The following is a 14,820-nucleotide window of genomic DNA, read 5'->3' as shown; positions in this document are numbered from 1 at the left end:
ACTATCGGCCACGGCTCTGTCGTGGCGGGTGTGGCCCGGAAGACGCGCCGCCCCGGGGGCCACCTGGCGGTTTGCCCGCCCACGGCAGGCCGTCCTCGGGCGTGGCGGCACCCGCCCGGACCGGGATCTCCTCACCCACCGGACGTTCGGCGGCAACCGCCACCCGGTACGTGTCCCGACCAGCCGCCTTCGCGGCGTACAACGCGTCGTCGGCGGCGTCGAGCACCTGCGCCCCGGTGGTCGCATGGTCGGGAAAGACGGCGATACCGATGGAGACGGTGACCGAAATAAGACAGCGGGCGGCGGTCATGCCCGGGCCGGGATGCGGGTCGACGGCGATCGGGCTGTCCCGGATGGCGGCTCCGAGGCGTTCGGCAACGGTGGCGGCACCTCGGGCATCGGTTTCCGGCAGCAGCACCACGAACTCCTCGCCGCCCTGCCGGAAGGCAAGGTCGACCTCGCGCAACGCACCGCGTACGCGACGGGCGAACTCGGCCAGCACGGCGTCCCCGGCCGGGTGCCCGTACGTGTCGTTGACCTCCTTGAACCGGTCCAGGTCGAGGGCGAGCACGCTGAGCATGCGGCCGAAGCGGCTGGCCCGTTCCACCTCCCGCCGAATCGACTCCTTCAGGTAGCGGTAGTTCCACAGCCCGGTCAGCGGATCGGTCAACGAGAGTCGTTGGGCCTCCTCGTGCACCCGTACGTTGTCCACCGCCACCGCTGCGTGCCCGGCGAAGGTGCGGAGGGTGACCAGATCGGCGTCGTCGAACTCGTCGGAGCCAAGTCGGTCGTAGAGCGCCAGGACGCCGAGCGCGACGATCGGGGTGGCCGCCCCCGGCTGCCCGCCACCGGAGCGGGGCTGCGGTACGGGCACCGCCTCGGCCATGGTGGCGGCCGGGGCCGAGAAGGGTACGGCCACATAGGTCTCGCAGCGGGGCTCGAATCCGGACAGTGGGCTGCTGTCCCGGCCGACCCGTCCCCGTTGCGGCTCGCCAGTCGCGGCGACCATCCCGAGCAGGCCGACCCCGATCGGGATCCGCAACGCGGTCGGATCGCCGGCCGCCGACCCGATCGCATCGTCAGCGGGTGGCGAGCCGGTGATCGACCCGGCAGCAGCCGCCCCACCACCAGCTGGCTCGACCCGGGCCGGCCAGCGTTCTTCGAGCCCTTCGGCGCACTGACCGATCAGGGTGCCCGTGGCCTGGTCCAACAACAGCACCACGCCGGCCCGGGCCCCGGTCGCGGCGAGTGCGGTCTGCAGGATCACCTGAAGGATCCGGTGCAGGTCGTGGGTGCTGGAGAGGGTGTCACCGAGCACGGCCAGGTGACCGCGCAACTGGTCTCGACTGGTGGTGAGGGCCTGCACGTACGCCTGGGTCTCCCGGGTCATCCGGTTGAAGGTGCTGGCCAGCCGACCGATCTCGTCCTGGGTCCGGACCGGCACCCGGACGGTCAGGTCCCCGCTGGCGACCCGGGTCACCGCGCGGGCAAGTTCGGCCAGTGGCCGGGTGGTGCTCCGGGCCAGTCGCCACGCGGCAAGCACCGCCAGCAGGCCGGCGAGCAGGACGGCCATGACGAGGACGGCGTACCGGCCCTGTGGCTGGTCGTACGGCACCGACAGCACCAGCGACAAGGGTTGGCCCGGTGCTGGGGTGACCCGCCGGACGTACCGGTCCCCCTCGGCGGCGACGATCCGGTCGCCCCGGATCCGCCGGGCGGCGGCGACCACGGCGTCCCGGTTTCCCGGTGTCTCGGTGCTGGCATCCACCCCGTCGGCCGGGTCGGGGCCGCCGAGCAGGGTCACGGCAGCCCCGACGGCCCCCGCGAGCCGGGACACGAACGCGGCGTCGATGAGTTGGGTCGCGATCACCGAACCGGTGCCGGCCCCGGCGGCGTCGCGCAGTTCGATCCGCGCGGCGAGGGCGCGTACCCGCTGGTCGGCGGGGGCGGGGCTGGCACAGTCCACCCATGGCCCGGGCGGCGCGTGGAGTGTCTGCTGGATGATCGTCCCGGTGACGTCGGTCACCGAGACGGAGGTCGCCAGTCCTCGGGCGACCACCTGGTTGGCGATGCCGGTCCGCGTCGTCGGGTCGGTCACCGCCGCAACCGTGTCGGCGGCGGCGTGTAGTTGTCGGCAGAGTGCGCTGATCGAGGTGCGGACCGCTGCTGTGGCGAGCCTGAGCTGCTCCTCGGAACGGTTGCGGCTGACCGTGGCGATGGTGCCGCCGACGAAGATGGCCCCGAGCAGGACCGGGCCGAGTACGACCACGAGGAAGGCGATGGTCAGCCGTCCACGCAGCGTCACTCGTCCCCCCGGAGGTTCCGCATCGGATGCTGCGATGCTGACACAGCTCCATCGATTAGCCAGGATTTGTTCCAGGAGTGTTGCGTGCCGGATTTTTCGGATGAAGCGGAAGCGGTCGTGGTGGCCAAGACCGAACTTCGCGCCGTACTGCTCGCCCGCCGCCGATCGCTGCCCGCGGAAACCCGGGCCGAGGCCGCCGGGCTCGTCCAGGCTCAGCTCATCGACCTGGTACGCCGGCTGCGTCCGCGCCTGGCCGCCAGCTACGTTCCGGTGGGCTCCGAGCCCGGTGGGGAGGACCTGCCGGATGCCCTCCGCGGGGTGCTCGAACCGGCCGGGCGACTGCTGTTGCCGGTGCTGCGCCCCGACCTGGACCTGGACTGGGCCGCCTATACGGGGCCAGGATCGCTCGTGCCGGCCGGTCGCGGGCTGCGGGAGCCGAGCGGCCCACGCCTCGGGGTGACCGCCGTCGGTGCCGCCGACCTGATCGTGGTGCCGGCGGTGGGGGTGGACCTCCGGGGCGTCCGCCTGGGCCGAGGCGGGGGCTCGTACGACCGTGCGCTGGCCCGGGCCGACGTGGGTACGCTGACCGTGGCGCTGTTGCACGACGGCGAGTTGATCGAGGAGATTCCTGCCCTCCCCCACGACCAGCGCGTACAAGCGGTGATCACCCCGACGGCCGGCCTGCGGCTGTTGACCGCCGACTGACGGCCCGGATGACGGGTCCGGCTGGACGAAATGGGCGACGATGACGCACCATTGGCACTCGGATACGTCGAGTGCCAACCAGGCTTGCAAGATCCGGAGGAGAGCGTGCCCACGTACCAGTACGCATGCACCGAGTGCGGACACCAGCTGGAGGCGGTGCAGTCCTTCACCGACGAGCCGCTGACCGTGTGCCCGTCGTGCGAGGGCCGGCTGCGGAAGGTGTTCAACTCCGTCGGCATCGTCTTCAAGGGGTCCGGCTTCTACCGGACCGACTCCCGGTCCTCCGGGTCGGAATCCAGCACCGGCGGGAAGAGCAACTCGGTCAAGTCGGGGTCGTCCACCACGGGCAGCACCGACTCGGCCGCCACGACCAGCAGCGGTACGGGCAGCACCAACGGATCCGGTACGAAGGAGAAGGCATCCACCGGCACAAGCGGCTCGGGCTCCTCCGCGTCTTCGTCGTCCTCTTCCTCCTCGGCCAGCAGCGCGGCCTAACGGCGTAACAGCGAGGCGGCCCAGCGCACCCAGCCGCTGGTTTTCCAGCCCAGCGCACCCAGCCGCTGGTTTTCCACAGGCCGCCGAGTTATCCACAGGCGGGTCGCTGGCGGCTGCGTCAGCGATCCTCGGCCAGCTAGCCTCCGACGCACCGGACGACGCCCCGAGCCACCACGGCGTCGCCGGCCCGCGAGGAGGCTGGCCATGACCATCGAGCGCAGGGCGCGACGGCGCGAGCCGACGCTGCGGCCGAGCCGCTGGCCGCCCCTGCCCCGCCGAGCGACCTTCCTACGGGCGACGCTGGTCGCGGGTCTGCTCGCGCTGGCAGCCGGCATCCTCTACACCCAGGAGCCCCGGCAGTCATGTCCCGCTGCCATCCCGGCGACGGGCGGTTCCGACCCCGAGGTATCCCCGTCGACCAGCAGCTCCGCTACCCGGGTAAGCCCGACGAACAGCGATCCCGGCCTCGAACTTGACCCGACGTCGGCTCCGGACCGGCTCGCCGTGCCCACGGGCACGGTCGGGGTGCCGGTTCGGCTCGCCGAGCCCGCCGCCCTCGCGGTCGTACGCCCCGGGGCTCGGGTGGACCTGCTGGCCGTACCGGACGGCACCGGGTCAGCTGCCCGATCGTCCGAGCCGACTTTGCTGGCCGCCCGGGCGTTGGTGCTCGGCGTGATCGGCTCGGCATCGGCCGCCGACGGGACGAGCGCCCTCTATCTGGCACTTCCGCCGGATCAGGCGAACCGGGTGGTAGGAATGCCGGAGGGCGTCCGCTTCTCGATCATCGTGCGGCCCTGACGGCCATTATCGTTCAGCCCTGACGACGCCCACCGCTACAACCCTGAGGCGATCACCGCTGCGGCGGCAGGACCACCGTTGCCTCGGCCGCGCGGGGCTGTCGTCGTTGCTGCCTCAGTCCCAGTGCGGCGGACGATCGGCCAGCAGCCGTTCGTCGTTGGAGTACGGGCGTTCGCCCCAACCCTGGTCGGTGTCGTCCCGAGACTGCTCGGGCAGCACGAACCTGTCGTCGGCAGGGCTGACCCGTCGGCCGGCAACCCGGCCCGGTCCCGCATCCTGATCCTGCGGCTTGTCTACCCTGCTCACAGCAGACCAGCCTAGCCGACTCGACGATCTGGGCGCGCCAGTCGGAGTCCGCGCCGAGCTTGGTTGGTAGCGTCGGACGGCGTGACGACGCCCAGCGGTGCGACCCCCGACGACAGCCTCTGGCGCCGACCAGCCGACCCGGCGGCTGAGGCACCCCCGCCAGCGGCCCCCGTACCGCCACCGCCCAGCTATCCGGGGCCGCCTCAGGCCGCCCCGCCGCCACCGGGCTGGCGCCCGCCGGTCCACCTCCAGCCGCCGCCACCACGTCAACTGCCGGCCCAGGACCTGTCGGCACTGGACGAGGCGGAACGCGGCGCGCGCACGGTGACGTACGGCGTCGGCCTGATCGCCGGGGCGGCGCTGGTCGTGGTGGTCTGCCTGCTCTGTTCGCGGTTGCTGTTCTGATCCCCGACTCTGCTCCCGGTCCGGGGACGGGGCGGTGTGCCGCCGTCCCCGGCTTACGTCAGAGGACGCCCTGCCATACCGCCTGTGCCCCGCTGTCCCCGGTCAGGTAGACGTAGACAGCGGTGAGCACGCCAAGCACCACGACGATGCCCGCCAGCACCAGGCTCACCCAGGTCGGCAGGGCGCGAGCCCGGGAATGCCCACTGGCAACGAAGATCAGCAGACCGGTCGCCACAGCAAGGCCCAACGCGTACCAGAACATCAGGTCGCCGTACTCCTGGTGTTCGGTCACCTGGTCCAAGATCGACGGCGGGTAGCCCTTCTCCACGAGCGCCTGCTGCAGTTCCCCGCCGGAAATCTTGGCCACCAGCGCCGATATCGGGGCGACCACGGCGAGAATCGCCGCCACCCAGCCGATCCGGGCCCGCAACCGGGGCAGGACCGCGTAGCCGATCGCGAACAGCACCAGCAGCGGCACGAACACCACGGCCGCGTGCACCAGCAAGGCGTGCGCGGGGATGCCCATTATCTCCTTGAACACCGACACCTCCTGTCACAGCTGGCGACAAATGCCAGCGTACGGACATTGCTCATGGGCGGTACAGGATCGCGATCGCCACGGATCCCTGATCCCCTACACGAAGACCCGGCCGACAAGGTTCAATCCGGTTTCCCAGTGATGATTCGCCCCCGCCTGGGACAGATTGTCGCTGTGGTCCGGGCCACGGCATCGAGTCGCCGACTTGTTGGCTGGTGGGACCCGTGCTGTTATTACGTCATGTCCAGGGGTGAGGAGCTGCTCCGGTCGAGGGGCCTGCGGGTCACCCGGCCGCGCCTCGCCGTGCTGGAAGTCCTGGCCAGTGGCGGGCACCTGGAGGTCGACGAGATCACCCGGCAGGTCCGGCAGCGCCTCGACTCGGTCTCCACCCAGGCGATCTACGACGTGCTCGGTGCCCTGTCCCGGGCCGGGTTGTCCCGCCGGATCGAGCCGGCCGGCAGCCCCGCCCGCTACGAGTCCCGGGTCGGGGACAACCACCACCACGTCGTCTGCCGTGGCTGTGGCGAGATTGCCGACATCGACTGTGCGGTGGGCAGCGCCCCCTGCCTCGACCCGAACATCGCCCACGGCTTCGATGTCGATGAGGCCGAAGTGACTTTCTGGGGGCTGTGTCCGGCCTGCCAGGTCCGGCGCACCGCCGACGTGTGATCACTCCGGCCCAATCGCTGCTGTGTGATCACTCCTGCCCAATCACTGCCGTCGATCTAGTGACCGGCTGACGCCAGCGTGTGATCGGCTGCCAGAGTGTGATCGGCTGCCGACGGGTGGTTGGCTGGCCTGCGGCCCGTGGCACCCTTGGGCAATGGACTCCGACGAGGCAATGGACTCCAACGATAACGATCTCGGCCTATTCGGCCCCGACTCGGTCACCTGGAAGGTGCACGAGGAACCGATCCTGATCGTCGCCGGCCTGCGCTCGCTCTATCTCCAGGCCCTTCATCCCCGGGCGATGGCCGGTGTCGCGCAGAACAGCAACTACCAGACCGACCCCTGGGGCCGGTTGGCGCGTACCGCGACCTACGTGGCCACCACGATCTACGGAACCACCCGGCAGGCTGAGGCGGCCGGTCGCCGACTCACCGCGCGGCACGCCCGGCTGAGCGCCACCGATCCGATCACCGGGGAACGGTTCCGAATCGACGAACCGGACCTGCTGCGTTGGGTGCATATCACCGAGGTGGAGTCGTTCGTCGACACCGCTCGGCGGGCCGGGCTGGCCCTCACCGCCGCCGAGGTCGACACCTACTACACCGAGCAGCGGCAAGCCGCCGCCCTGGTCGGCCTCGACCCGTCGACCGTTCCGGGTACGGCAGCCGAGGTGGCCAACTACTACCGGGAGATCCGCAGTGAACTACGGATGACCCGGGACGCCGCCGAGACGGCGCTGTTCCTGACCGCACCGCCAGCGCCCGGGAAGCTGAGCCTGCCGGTGCGACTGAGTCTCGACCTCGGCCCCGCTCGGCTGGCCTACTTCGGTGTCGCCGGCACCGCGTTCGGGCTGCTCCCCGCGTGGGCTCGCCGGATGTACGGCACCCTGGGCCTGCCGACCACCGCACTGTCGGCGCAGTTGAGCATCCGGGCCCTGCGGCTCGCCCTGGCCACGGTCCCCCGCCGATACCTCGAAGGCCCGCTCTACCAGGCGGCCAAAGCCCGAGCCGCCCGGCTCGCTCCAGCCAACTGACCGATACGGCCAGCCCCGGGCATCCCGGTTACCGGCCGGGCATCCCGCTTACCGGCCCTCGCCCGAGGCCGGGCCCTGCCCACCGAGGGCCGGAGGCGGAAGCAGCGTACGCTCGACCGCCGCCCAGGGCTCCTTCGCCGAGGTCTGCGCACCCGCAGGACATGACGCCCGAAAATCGCACCAGCCGCAGAGCGTGCCCGGAGTCGTAGGAAACGCCTCGTCCGGGTCACCGCCGGCGGCCACCGCCTTCTCGGCAGCGATGATGTCCCGAGCGGTGTCCTCGGCGCGACTCACCTGCCGATCGATCGACTCGGGAGTGTGGTCGTACGCCGCCACGGTGGCGGTCGGCAGATGGTGCAGCTCGACCCGGCGACAGGGCCGGCGGAACACCCGCTCGGCGGCGTACGCGTAGAGGGCGAGCGCCTGCGACCCCCGGGCGTCGTCGCTGTCCAGTCCGGTACGGCCGGTCTTGTAGTCGACGATCACGAGCTGCGGCCCGTCCGGCCCGGGCCGGGAGTCGATCCGGTCGGCCCGGCCGTTGAACGCCAGCACCGAGGTCTTGGCCGCGACGACCCGTTCCACCCCCATCGGCTCGTCGGCCGGATCCAGGCTGTCCACATAGGTTTCGAGCCAGTCCAGGGCCCGCCGGTAGGCGGCCCGTTCCTGCTCGTCGTCGCGGTAACCGTCGCGCACCCAGGTGCCCTTGAGTAGCATCGGCAGCGCCTCGGGGCGGCGACGGTCGGCGGCCATGCCGTACCAGTTGCGCAGTGCGGTGTGCACGCTGGCGCCGAGCGAGTTGTGCGCCCAGGCCGGGCCCTTCGGGGGCGTCGGCCGGTCGACGTAGGTGTAGCGGTAGCGGCGCGGGCAGTCCGCGTAGGCCCCGAGCTTGCTGGGGGTACACACGAACAGCCGCTCCGGCATGCCCTCGAACCCCAACTGCTCTGGCTGGCTGGCGGCACGGGACCGTGGGGTCCGGTTGCCGGAAGAGGTCGGCCTTCGCACGGCCCAGATCCTGCCATCCCGGTACGACGATCCCGGGGCCGCCACCCCGACAACCCTGCTCTCCGGTACGACGGACATCGGCCGCCATCCCGGCATCCGGCAGTCACCGCCGGGGACGGGTCAGGACGGATGGATGTACGCCGTGACGAACGCCGCCACCGCGTCGGCGATGAGCTGCACCGCGATCGCCGCCAGCAGCAGCCCGGCGATCCGGGTCAGCACCTCGATGCCGCCGGGCCGGAGCACCTTCACGATGCCCCCGGAGAACCGCAACACGATCCAGACGGCGGCCATCACGGCGATGATGGCGGTGGCGATCGATACGTAATCAGCCATCCCGTCGGCCTGCTGCACGAAAAGCATGGTGGCAACGATCGCGCCAGGTCCGGCCAGCAACGGCGTACCCAGTGGGACAAGGGCGATGTTGGAGGTCGTCTGCTGCTGGGGATCATCCGACTTGCCGGTCAGCAACTCCAGCGCGACCAGCACCAGCAGCAGCCCACCCGCCGCCTGAAGGGCCGGCAGGTCGACGTGCAGGTAGTCGAGCAGGGTCTGACCGGCCACCGCGAACACCACGATCACCCCGAGCGCGAGCGCCACCGCCTGCCATGCGGCACGGTGACGTTCCCGGGCCGCTAGCGGCCCGGTCAGGGCAAGGAAGATCGGCATCATCCCCGGCGGGTCGGTAATGACCAGCAGGGTTACGAAGACCTCCCCGAACAGCTTTAGATCCACTCGGTCACGGTAGCCGCGCCACTGGTCAGGCACGCTCCGAAGCGATCGGAGTCACGCCGGTCGCGGCCGCCACGATTCCCTCATACGACTCGCGCGAGGTAGTGAACGCCCCCAACCGGACAGTCTTGTGCGTGCCGTGGAAATCCGAGGAGCCGGTGATCAGCAGACCCAGTTCGGCGGCGAGCCGCCGGACGTGTTCCCGTTCCGTCGGGGAGTGGTCCTCATGGTCGGCCTCCAAGCCGACCAACCCCGCCGCCGCCAACTCCACGATCAACTCGTCCGGCACGATCCGGCCGCGTCGACTGGCCCGAGGATGAGCGAAGACCGGTACGCCGCCAGCCTGCCGCACCAGCCGCACCGCCGTGAAGACGTCGATGTCGTCCTTGGGCAGCCGGTAACGTTCGCCCAGCCACTCGGGCGCGAATGCCTCGTTGGTGGTCGCCACCAGACCGGCCCGGATCAGCGCCTGGGCGATGTGCGGACGGCCGACCGTACCGCCCTGGGCGCTGTCCCGGATCTCCGTCCAGGTCACGTCGATACCGTCGGCCCGGAGCCGCTCGACGATGCGCTCACCCCGGAGTTCCCGGGCGAGACGGATCCGGGTCAACTCGGCGACCAGTTCGGGTTCCGTCGGATCGAACAGGTAGGCGAGCAGGTGCAGCGGAATCGACGGCTGCGTGCCGTACCAACGACAGGACAGCTCAGCACCGCGTACCAGGGTGAGGCCGGGTGGCAGCGCCGCGGCGGCCGGAGCCCAGCCGGCGGTGGTGTCGTGGTCGGTGATGGCCACCACGGCGAGGCCGGCGGCTGCGGCAGCCCGAACGAGTTCCGCCGGGGTCAGTGTCCCGTCGCTCGCCGTCGAATGCGTGTGCAGATCGATCACCGACCCGAGGCTACCGGCCACCGGGCCGGTGGCCCGCTTAGTCAGTGGACCGGGCCGGTGACCAGGATCGGGCGACTCCCGGAGGGCACGCTCGGGCCGGGGAACCGTTGCACCGCACCGTCGAGACCGGCGGCGGCCCAGTCCAGCGCCACCCGCACCAGTTCGCCCTGCTCCCCGAAGTGGACCACGGTCTGGGCGTCGCTCCAGACCGTGGCGTCCGCGACTGGCGGACCGGCGGGCCGAACCGTCGGCGTCCGCTCGAAAGCAGTACGGAGGTCGACGGCCAGTGCCGTGCTCTGAGTGCCTGACGTGGGTTTCCGGTTGACCAGCAACCAGCGCCCATCCGGTGACATCGTGCCCCGGCCATCGGGGTTCAGCGGCAGGGCACACGTCGTCCGGACCAGTGCCAGGTCCCGGGCAGCGTCGAGCAGCCCCAGACAGGGCTCGGTAGCCCCGGCCACCGATACCTGCCCGACCACGGTATGGCCGTCTTGCAGTACGCCGTAATAGCCAACCATCCTGGTTTTCCACGCCGCCTGGTGCGGCTCCGAGCTGGTCGGCCGCCACAGGTCGTATCCGGCGACACCGGCGTCGCCGTCGCGCCGCAGCAGGACCGCGACACCAACGAACCCGACCGGTGTCGCCTCGTCCGGTGCCGAAATCCCGACCCAGGTGATCATTTGCCCGTTGGCGACGGTCGCCGCGTAGAGCTGGGCCTGCTTCCGCCAGGCGATTCGCTGCCCGTCCGAGGACAGCACCACCGCGTCGACGTCGGCAACGATCACCTCGGGTGGTCCCGACCGAGTGACGAACCAGAGCGTCCGTGCGGTCCCGGAGGCGGCACCAACCACCAGCCAGCCGCCCGGCACCCGCTGGGCCCGGACGACCTCACCGATCGCGGACAGGTCGAGCGCCTCACCGCCAGCGGTGCTCAGATCCGTGGCGACCACGATGTCGACCAGCGGCGCTTCGGTGGATATCGTCCCTCGCCGACCGTCGGGGCCCGGTGTCGAAGGGGTGGATCGGGTCGGAACCGCCGACTCGGTCGCCGTGGGCGGATCTCCCAGTACGACGATCGGCTCCAACCGATCGGCCGAGCCACCGCCGCCGACCTGGGCCATGCCCGCGCTGCCGGCCACCGTCGCCAGTATTGCCAACGCCGCACCCGCGAAGGACCGACGTCGACGGGTCCGGTTCGCCCGGCGGATCGCTGCACCGGCCAGGTCGGTGGTGCCGGGCGGCGTGGCAACCTGTCGGGACAGGCTGTCCCGCAGTGCCTGCTCCAGCTCGTCGGGGCTCACAGTCATTGAACGCCCGAGCCCCGGTCGCAAGTTGTCTTCCATCGGCCTGATCACCGGGTTTCCAGTCCTGCGGCGGGCAGCGCAGGTGCCGGTGCCGGGTTCGCCGGTCGCGGCCGCATCGGGGTACGGGCCGACGGCAGTCGCCCGCCGGCGGTCAGCGGGCGCTCCCCACTCGCTGGCTGCGGGGCCGGTGTGGGAGTGGCTGCCCGGCCAGTCGATGACAACGCCGGACGGCTGGTCGGCGACGAATCGGCGCTGGCCGCTTGGCGGATGCCGCCAGACGAGATGATCCCGTCGGTTGAACCGTCCCCGATCCGCTGCCGGAGGGTCTTGAGGGCCCGCGCGGTCTGGCTCTTCACGGTGCCGACCGAGATGTTGAGCATGGCGGCGGTCTGCGCCTCGGACAGATCCTCGTAGAAGCGCAGTACCAGAACAGCACGTTGCCGTACCGGCAGTGCCCGGACGTGTCGCCACAGGGCGTCGCGTTCGAGCTGTTCCTCGATCCGGTCCGGGCCGGCGGACTCGGGCAACCTCTCGGTGGGGCGTTCACCGTGCCATCGCCGCCGCCACCAACTGGTCGCCGTGTTGACCAGGACTCGCCGGGCGTACGGCTCGACCGCCTCGATCTCACCGAGCCGCTTCCAGGCCAGGTAGGTCTTGGTCAGGGCGGTCTGGAGCAGGTCCTCGGCGGTCGCCCAGTCACCCGCGAGCAGATAGGCGGTACGCAACAGGGCAGCGGATCGGGCCACGACGAAGTCGTGGAACTCCTCCTCCATGGCGTGCCTTGCCGCCACCCCGGTCGCCTCCCCCTGCCCTCCGTGTCCCTGGAAGGCTGTCATGGTGGAGATACAAGGTCTATGCCAGAACGGTGGCGAGCCTCATCCGATGTTCGGACAGAGTTCTCACGCCCCGTCGTCGTTGGCCTCGTCGGCTTCCTTGCCCAGCCGGGCCTCGACCGCCTGCGGCTCGTACATCTCTTCGACGACCCGGAGGTAGAGCTCGTTGGGGTTCGGGAGGTGCTTGATCTCCCGCAACGCCTGTTCCTGACCGGCTGATTCCAGCACGAACGTGCCGTAGTTGAGGGTCCGCCCCAGGGGAGACTGTTCGTACTTCATGTCGGTAACCCGGGCCAACGGCATCATCGCGACGCGCCGGGTGATGATGCCGTTGACCACCATCACGCGTTTGTTGGTGAGGATGAACCGGTCGTAGTACCAGTCCGCCACCCGCCAGGCCACCCAGCCCATCACACCGAACCAGATGATCACCGAGATCGAGGTCAGGGCGCTCGCGTCCGTACCGGCCAGGAACCCGGACAGGTAGCCCAGCACGAAGGTGGCGGCAATGCCGACCAACAGGGGGGTGGTCAGGTGAACCCAGTGCCGCTTCCACTCACCCCGGTAGCGTTCAGTCGGGAAGAGGTAGCGGGCCACCAGGGAGGTCGGTTCGTCCTCCAAGGGGAGCACTCGACGGGTACCGGTCGGCATGCCCGAGGCATCCACCCGGAGGCCAGCCAGCTCGTCCTCGGAGATCTGCGGAGGGATGTCGTCGTCCGGGTCTCGGACCCAGGCCCGGGTCCCGGAGCGGCGCTCTTCACGCCCGTAGATGTCGTCGTCCGGATAGGAGGGACCGGCATAGGACGGACCGTCGGTGTAGGAGAGTCCATCGTCGAAGTCCGGCCCCAAATCGGGACGGGTACGTGGGATGGGTTCGGTATCGCGTTCCCGGCGCCGGCGTTCGGCTTCGTCGTCGGGCTCGGGGGGTTCGCCTGACGGATTACCCATGGGACGCTAGGCGACGAGGTTGGTGACGAACTCGCCGAAGCCCTGCGCGATGTCCACGATGCCGCCACCCAGCGACTTGAACACGTCAGCGGCGGAGTTGGGCCGGAACGCGATGAAGAAAATTAGGAAGGCGATTCCGCCCCAGGTGAGGACCTTCTTGACCATTGCGGGCCATCCTCTCCGTGCGGCGCCGGGTCCCGTACCGCAGCAGTACCCAGAGTATCAGTCAGATGTCGTTTGGTGAATCAACTGCTTCGCGCTCTCTGCCGTCACGGGCCGGGGGTCAGACCTTTCCGTGGAGGTACGGAGAGGGCGCGCCGTACACGAGCTCAGGCGGCAACCACTCGGTCAGGTCGTGTAGGACGACCTCCGCCAAGAGGAGGTAACCCGCGCTCGCAGGCCAGGCTATCGCATAGAGCCACATTCCCCGAGCCTCGCCGGCGTACGCACTTCGATCTGTCGGAGATTTTACTGCCCAAAGTGGAGTGGGATGGCCGCTGACCCGGATCTTCGCGTGCGGCGGCTGCTCGCCACGACCAGGCATGGGACGGGTCATCACGTCGGTCAGGAGCACTCCCGGGTCGGGACCGGGGATACCGGCGTACCGGGTGCCGAGGCCGACACCCGGCTCCTCGGCGACGAAAACGAAGTCGGCCGGGCCACCGCTCAGCGGGGCCGGGCCGCTACAGGCCACCGCGGTCGCCCGTACGCCCGTACGGTCGTCGCCGACCCAGGCCACCCCGGTCGTCGTCCAGCCCGGCGGCAGCGGCCAGGGGCACCAGAGCGGTACGGCCGGCCGCTGTGCGGCAGCGGGCGAGGCGCTACCTGTACGAGTGGTGGTGGTGCTCGTACGGGAGGTGGTGGTGCTCGTACGGGCGATGGCGGTCGCCATAATCTCGGGGCTGATGTGATCCGGCGCGTACAACGGCGACACCGAGCCGCAGGCATCGCATCGCCAGTCGGTGTGCATCAGGTCCGGTGCCCGTACCGGGCCACCGCACTGCGGGCAACTCGCCGTGATCCCCACGAGAACCAGACTTCCCGGACTACCGCCGCACTGTCCAGCGAACCGGCCTTTTCGGTCACCTCTTTACGGGATTGTCCTGAACATCGGATTCCCAGCCATTGACCGGATATCCGACATATTTCCCCTTCAGAGCCTTTTCGCCCTTGACAGGCCGAGTGGCTGCTTCCGGGGCTATTTCCCGTCTTCGGTCGGGGGTGGACCTGCGTGCGCCCGGATCCAGGCGTGCATCGCGATGCCGCTGGCCACCCCGGCGTTGATCGATCGAGTCGAGCCGTACTGGGCGATGGAGAAGAGCTGGTCACAGGCGGCGCGGGCCGGCTCGGACAGGCCCGGCCCCTCCTGGCCGAAGAGCAGCACGCACCGCCTGGGCAGGGTTACCGTCTCCAGCGGGCGGGAACCGGGCAGGTTGTCGATCCCCACGATCGGCAAGTCATGGGTACGCGCCCAGTCCAGGAACGCCTCGATCGTTTCGTGGTGCCGTACGTGCTGGTAGCGATCGGTCACCATCGCGCCCCGCCGATTCCACCGACGCCGACCGACGACGTGCACCTCGGCGGCGAGAAAGGCGTTGGCGTTGCGTACGACGGTGCCGATGTTGAAATCGTGCTGCCAGTTCTCGATCGCCACGTGGAACGTGTGCCGCCGCTGATCAAGGTCGTCGACGACCGCCTCCCGGCGCCAGTACCGGTAGCGGTCGACCACGTTGCGCCGATCTCCGTTGGCGAGCAGTTCCGGGTCGTAGCGCGGGTCGGTCGGCGGATCGCCCGGCCACGGCCCGACCCCGACCTCTTCGCCAGCTTCAGGGTTGTCCCGGACCATCGACGCCTCCACGGT

18 protein-coding genes and 1 pseudogene are annotated in these 14,820 nt (G+C 70.1%); 6 read left to right on the top strand and 13 right to left on the bottom strand.

Annotated features, from left to right (window positions below; all coding sequences use genetic code 11):
* Position 1: 1 nt before the first annotated feature.
* A complete protein-coding gene (locus tag ACWDV4_RS02870) occupies positions 2-2,305 on the bottom strand; it encodes a diguanylate cyclase (protein WP_449974350.1) in 2,304 nt (767 codons plus the stop codon).
* 84 nt (positions 2,306-2,389) lie between these two features.
* Here ACWDV4_RS02870 and ACWDV4_RS02865 point away from each other — a divergent pair, with 84 nt between their 5' ends.
* Positions 2,390-3,010, top strand: a complete 621-nt coding sequence (locus ACWDV4_RS02865; protein WP_449974348.1) for a 5-formyltetrahydrofolate cyclo-ligase — start codon at positions 2,390-2,392, stop codon at positions 3,008-3,010.
* A gap of 30 nt (positions 3,011-3,040) precedes the next feature.
* Positions 3,041-3,208, top strand: a pseudogene (locus ACWDV4_RS02860) (FmdB family zinc ribbon protein); the annotation flags it as partial.
* A gap of 62 nt (positions 3,209-3,270) precedes the next feature.
* On the opposite strand, the gene ACWDV4_RS02855 reads toward ACWDV4_RS02860, so the two are convergent.
* Positions 3,271-3,435 carry a hypothetical protein gene (locus ACWDV4_RS02855; protein ID WP_449974692.1) on the bottom strand — a complete coding sequence of 55 codons (165 nt, stop codon included), beginning with the start codon at positions 3,433-3,435 and terminating at the stop codon, positions 3,271-3,273.
* Positions 3,436-3,709: 274 nt separating this feature from the next.
* Between ACWDV4_RS02855 and ACWDV4_RS02850 the strand changes: the two genes are divergently transcribed.
* Entirely contained in the window at positions 3,710-4,303 is a 594-nt protein-coding gene (locus ACWDV4_RS02850) for a flagellar biosynthesis protein FlgA (RefSeq protein ID WP_449974347.1), read from the top strand.
* 114 nt (positions 4,304-4,417) lie between these two features.
* Here the strand turns inward: ACWDV4_RS02850 and ACWDV4_RS02845 are convergent, their stop codons facing one another.
* A complete protein-coding gene (locus tag ACWDV4_RS02845) occupies positions 4,418-4,609 on the bottom strand; it encodes a hypothetical protein (RefSeq protein WP_449974345.1) in 192 nt (63 codons plus the stop codon).
* A gap of 81 nt (positions 4,610-4,690) precedes the next feature.
* On the opposite strand from ACWDV4_RS02845, the gene ACWDV4_RS02840 reads away from it, so the two are divergent.
* Positions 4,691-5,014 carry a translation initiation factor 2 gene (locus ACWDV4_RS02840; RefSeq protein ID WP_449974344.1) on the top strand — a complete coding sequence of 108 codons (324 nt, stop codon included), beginning with the start codon at positions 4,691-4,693 and terminating at the stop codon, positions 5,012-5,014.
* Positions 5,015-5,072: 58 nt separating this feature from the next.
* Here the strand turns inward: ACWDV4_RS02840 and ACWDV4_RS02835 are convergent, their stop codons facing one another.
* On the bottom strand, positions 5,073-5,555 hold the full coding sequence (locus ACWDV4_RS02835) for a DUF2231 domain-containing protein (RefSeq protein WP_449974343.1): 483 nt from the start codon (positions 5,553-5,555) through the stop codon (positions 5,073-5,075).
* A gap of 237 nt (positions 5,556-5,792) precedes the next feature.
* Between ACWDV4_RS02835 and ACWDV4_RS02830 the strand changes: the two genes are divergently transcribed.
* Both ACWDV4_RS02830 and ACWDV4_RS02825 read left to right on the top strand, forming a co-directional pair.
* Positions 5,793-6,221, top strand: coding sequence for a Fur family transcriptional regulator (locus ACWDV4_RS02830; protein WP_449974341.1), 429 nt, complete (start codon positions 5,793-5,795; stop codon positions 6,219-6,221).
* 154 nt (positions 6,222-6,375) lie between these two features.
* The gene (locus ACWDV4_RS02825; RefSeq protein ID WP_449974339.1) at positions 6,376-7,254 is read left to right on the top strand and encodes an oxygenase MpaB family protein; all 879 of its coding nucleotides are present in this window, start codon (positions 6,376-6,378) and stop codon (positions 7,252-7,254) included.
* A 48-nt stretch (positions 7,255-7,302) separates the two neighbouring features.
* Here ACWDV4_RS02825 and ACWDV4_RS02820 read toward each other — a convergent pair whose 3' ends face one another.
* From ACWDV4_RS02820 to ACWDV4_RS02780, 9 genes are all read right to left on the bottom strand, one after another.
* Positions 7,303-8,175, bottom strand: coding sequence for a RecB family exonuclease (locus tag ACWDV4_RS02820; protein ID WP_449974668.1), 873 nt, complete (start codon positions 8,173-8,175; stop codon positions 7,303-7,305).
* A 201-nt stretch (positions 8,176-8,376) separates the two neighbouring features.
* Positions 8,377-8,991, bottom strand: coding sequence for a MarC family protein (locus tag ACWDV4_RS02815; RefSeq protein WP_449974338.1), 615 nt, complete (start codon positions 8,989-8,991; stop codon positions 8,377-8,379).
* A gap of 25 nt (positions 8,992-9,016) precedes the next feature.
* Entirely contained in the window at positions 9,017-9,874 is an 858-nt protein-coding gene (locus tag ACWDV4_RS02810) for a PHP domain-containing protein (protein ID WP_449974336.1), read from the bottom strand.
* Positions 9,875-9,915: 41 nt separating this feature from the next.
* Positions 9,916-11,181, bottom strand: a complete 1,266-nt coding sequence (locus ACWDV4_RS02805) for a hypothetical protein (RefSeq protein WP_449974334.1) — start codon at positions 11,179-11,181, stop codon at positions 9,916-9,918.
* Positions 11,182-11,225: 44 nt separating this feature from the next.
* Positions 11,226-12,014 carry a SigE family RNA polymerase sigma factor gene (locus ACWDV4_RS02800; protein WP_449974333.1) on the bottom strand — a complete coding sequence of 263 codons (789 nt, stop codon included), beginning with the start codon at positions 12,012-12,014 and terminating at the stop codon, positions 11,226-11,228.
* 63 nt (positions 12,015-12,077) lie between these two features.
* A complete protein-coding gene (locus ACWDV4_RS02795) occupies positions 12,078-12,959 on the bottom strand; it encodes a PH domain-containing protein (protein ID WP_449974331.1) in 882 nt (293 codons plus the stop codon).
* Positions 12,960-12,965: 6 nt separating this feature from the next.
* Complete coding sequence (locus tag ACWDV4_RS02790; RefSeq protein WP_184535679.1) at positions 12,966-13,124, bottom strand: hypothetical protein; 159 nt, start codon at positions 13,122-13,124, stop codon at positions 12,966-12,968.
* A 118-nt stretch (positions 13,125-13,242) separates the two neighbouring features.
* On the bottom strand, positions 13,243-13,986 hold the full coding sequence (locus ACWDV4_RS02785) for a DUF6758 family protein (protein WP_449974329.1): 744 nt from the start codon (positions 13,984-13,986) through the stop codon (positions 13,243-13,245).
* A gap of 171 nt (positions 13,987-14,157) precedes the next feature.
* Positions 14,158-14,805, bottom strand: coding sequence for a TrmH family RNA methyltransferase (locus ACWDV4_RS02780; protein WP_449974667.1), 648 nt, complete (start codon positions 14,803-14,805; stop codon positions 14,158-14,160).
* Between the last annotated feature and the right edge of the window lie 15 nt (positions 14,806-14,820).

This window comes from Micromonospora sp. NPDC003197, assembly GCF_053590565.1.
Note: the sequence above shows the minus strand (reverse complement) of the source record. Positions and strands in the feature narration are given on the sequence as shown.

Coding starts and splice junctions, on each gene's coding strand:
- ACWDV4_RS02850 (WP_449974347.1), top strand. CDS start 3,710: ATGACCATCGAGCGCAGGGCGCGACGGCGCGAGCCGACGCTGCGGCCG.
- ACWDV4_RS02830 (WP_449974341.1), top strand. CDS start 5,793: ATGTCCAGGGGTGAGGAGCTGCTCCGGTCGAGGGGCCTGCGGGTCACC.
- ACWDV4_RS02825 (WP_449974339.1), top strand. CDS start 6,376: ATGGACTCCGACGAGGCAATGGACTCCAACGATAACGATCTCGGCCTA.
- ACWDV4_RS02820 (WP_449974668.1), bottom strand. CDS start 8,175: ATGCCGGAGCGGCTGTTCGTGTGTACCCCCAGCAAGCTCGGGGCCTAC.
- ACWDV4_RS02805 (WP_449974334.1), bottom strand. CDS start 11,181: ATGACTGTGAGCCCCGACGAGCTGGAGCAGGCACTGCGGGACAGCCTG.
- ACWDV4_RS02800 (WP_449974333.1), bottom strand. CDS start 12,014: ATGACAGCCTTCCAGGGACACGGAGGGCAGGGGGAGGCGACCGGGGTG.
- ACWDV4_RS02795 (WP_449974331.1), bottom strand. CDS start 12,959: ATGGGTAATCCGTCAGGCGAACCCCCCGAGCCCGACGACGAAGCCGAA.
- ACWDV4_RS02790 (WP_184535679.1), bottom strand. CDS start 13,124: ATGGTCAAGAAGGTCCTCACCTGGGGCGGAATCGCCTTCCTAATTTTC.
- ACWDV4_RS02780 (WP_449974667.1), bottom strand. CDS start 14,805: ATGGTCCGGGACAACCCTGAAGCTGGCGAAGAGGTCGGGGTCGGGCCG.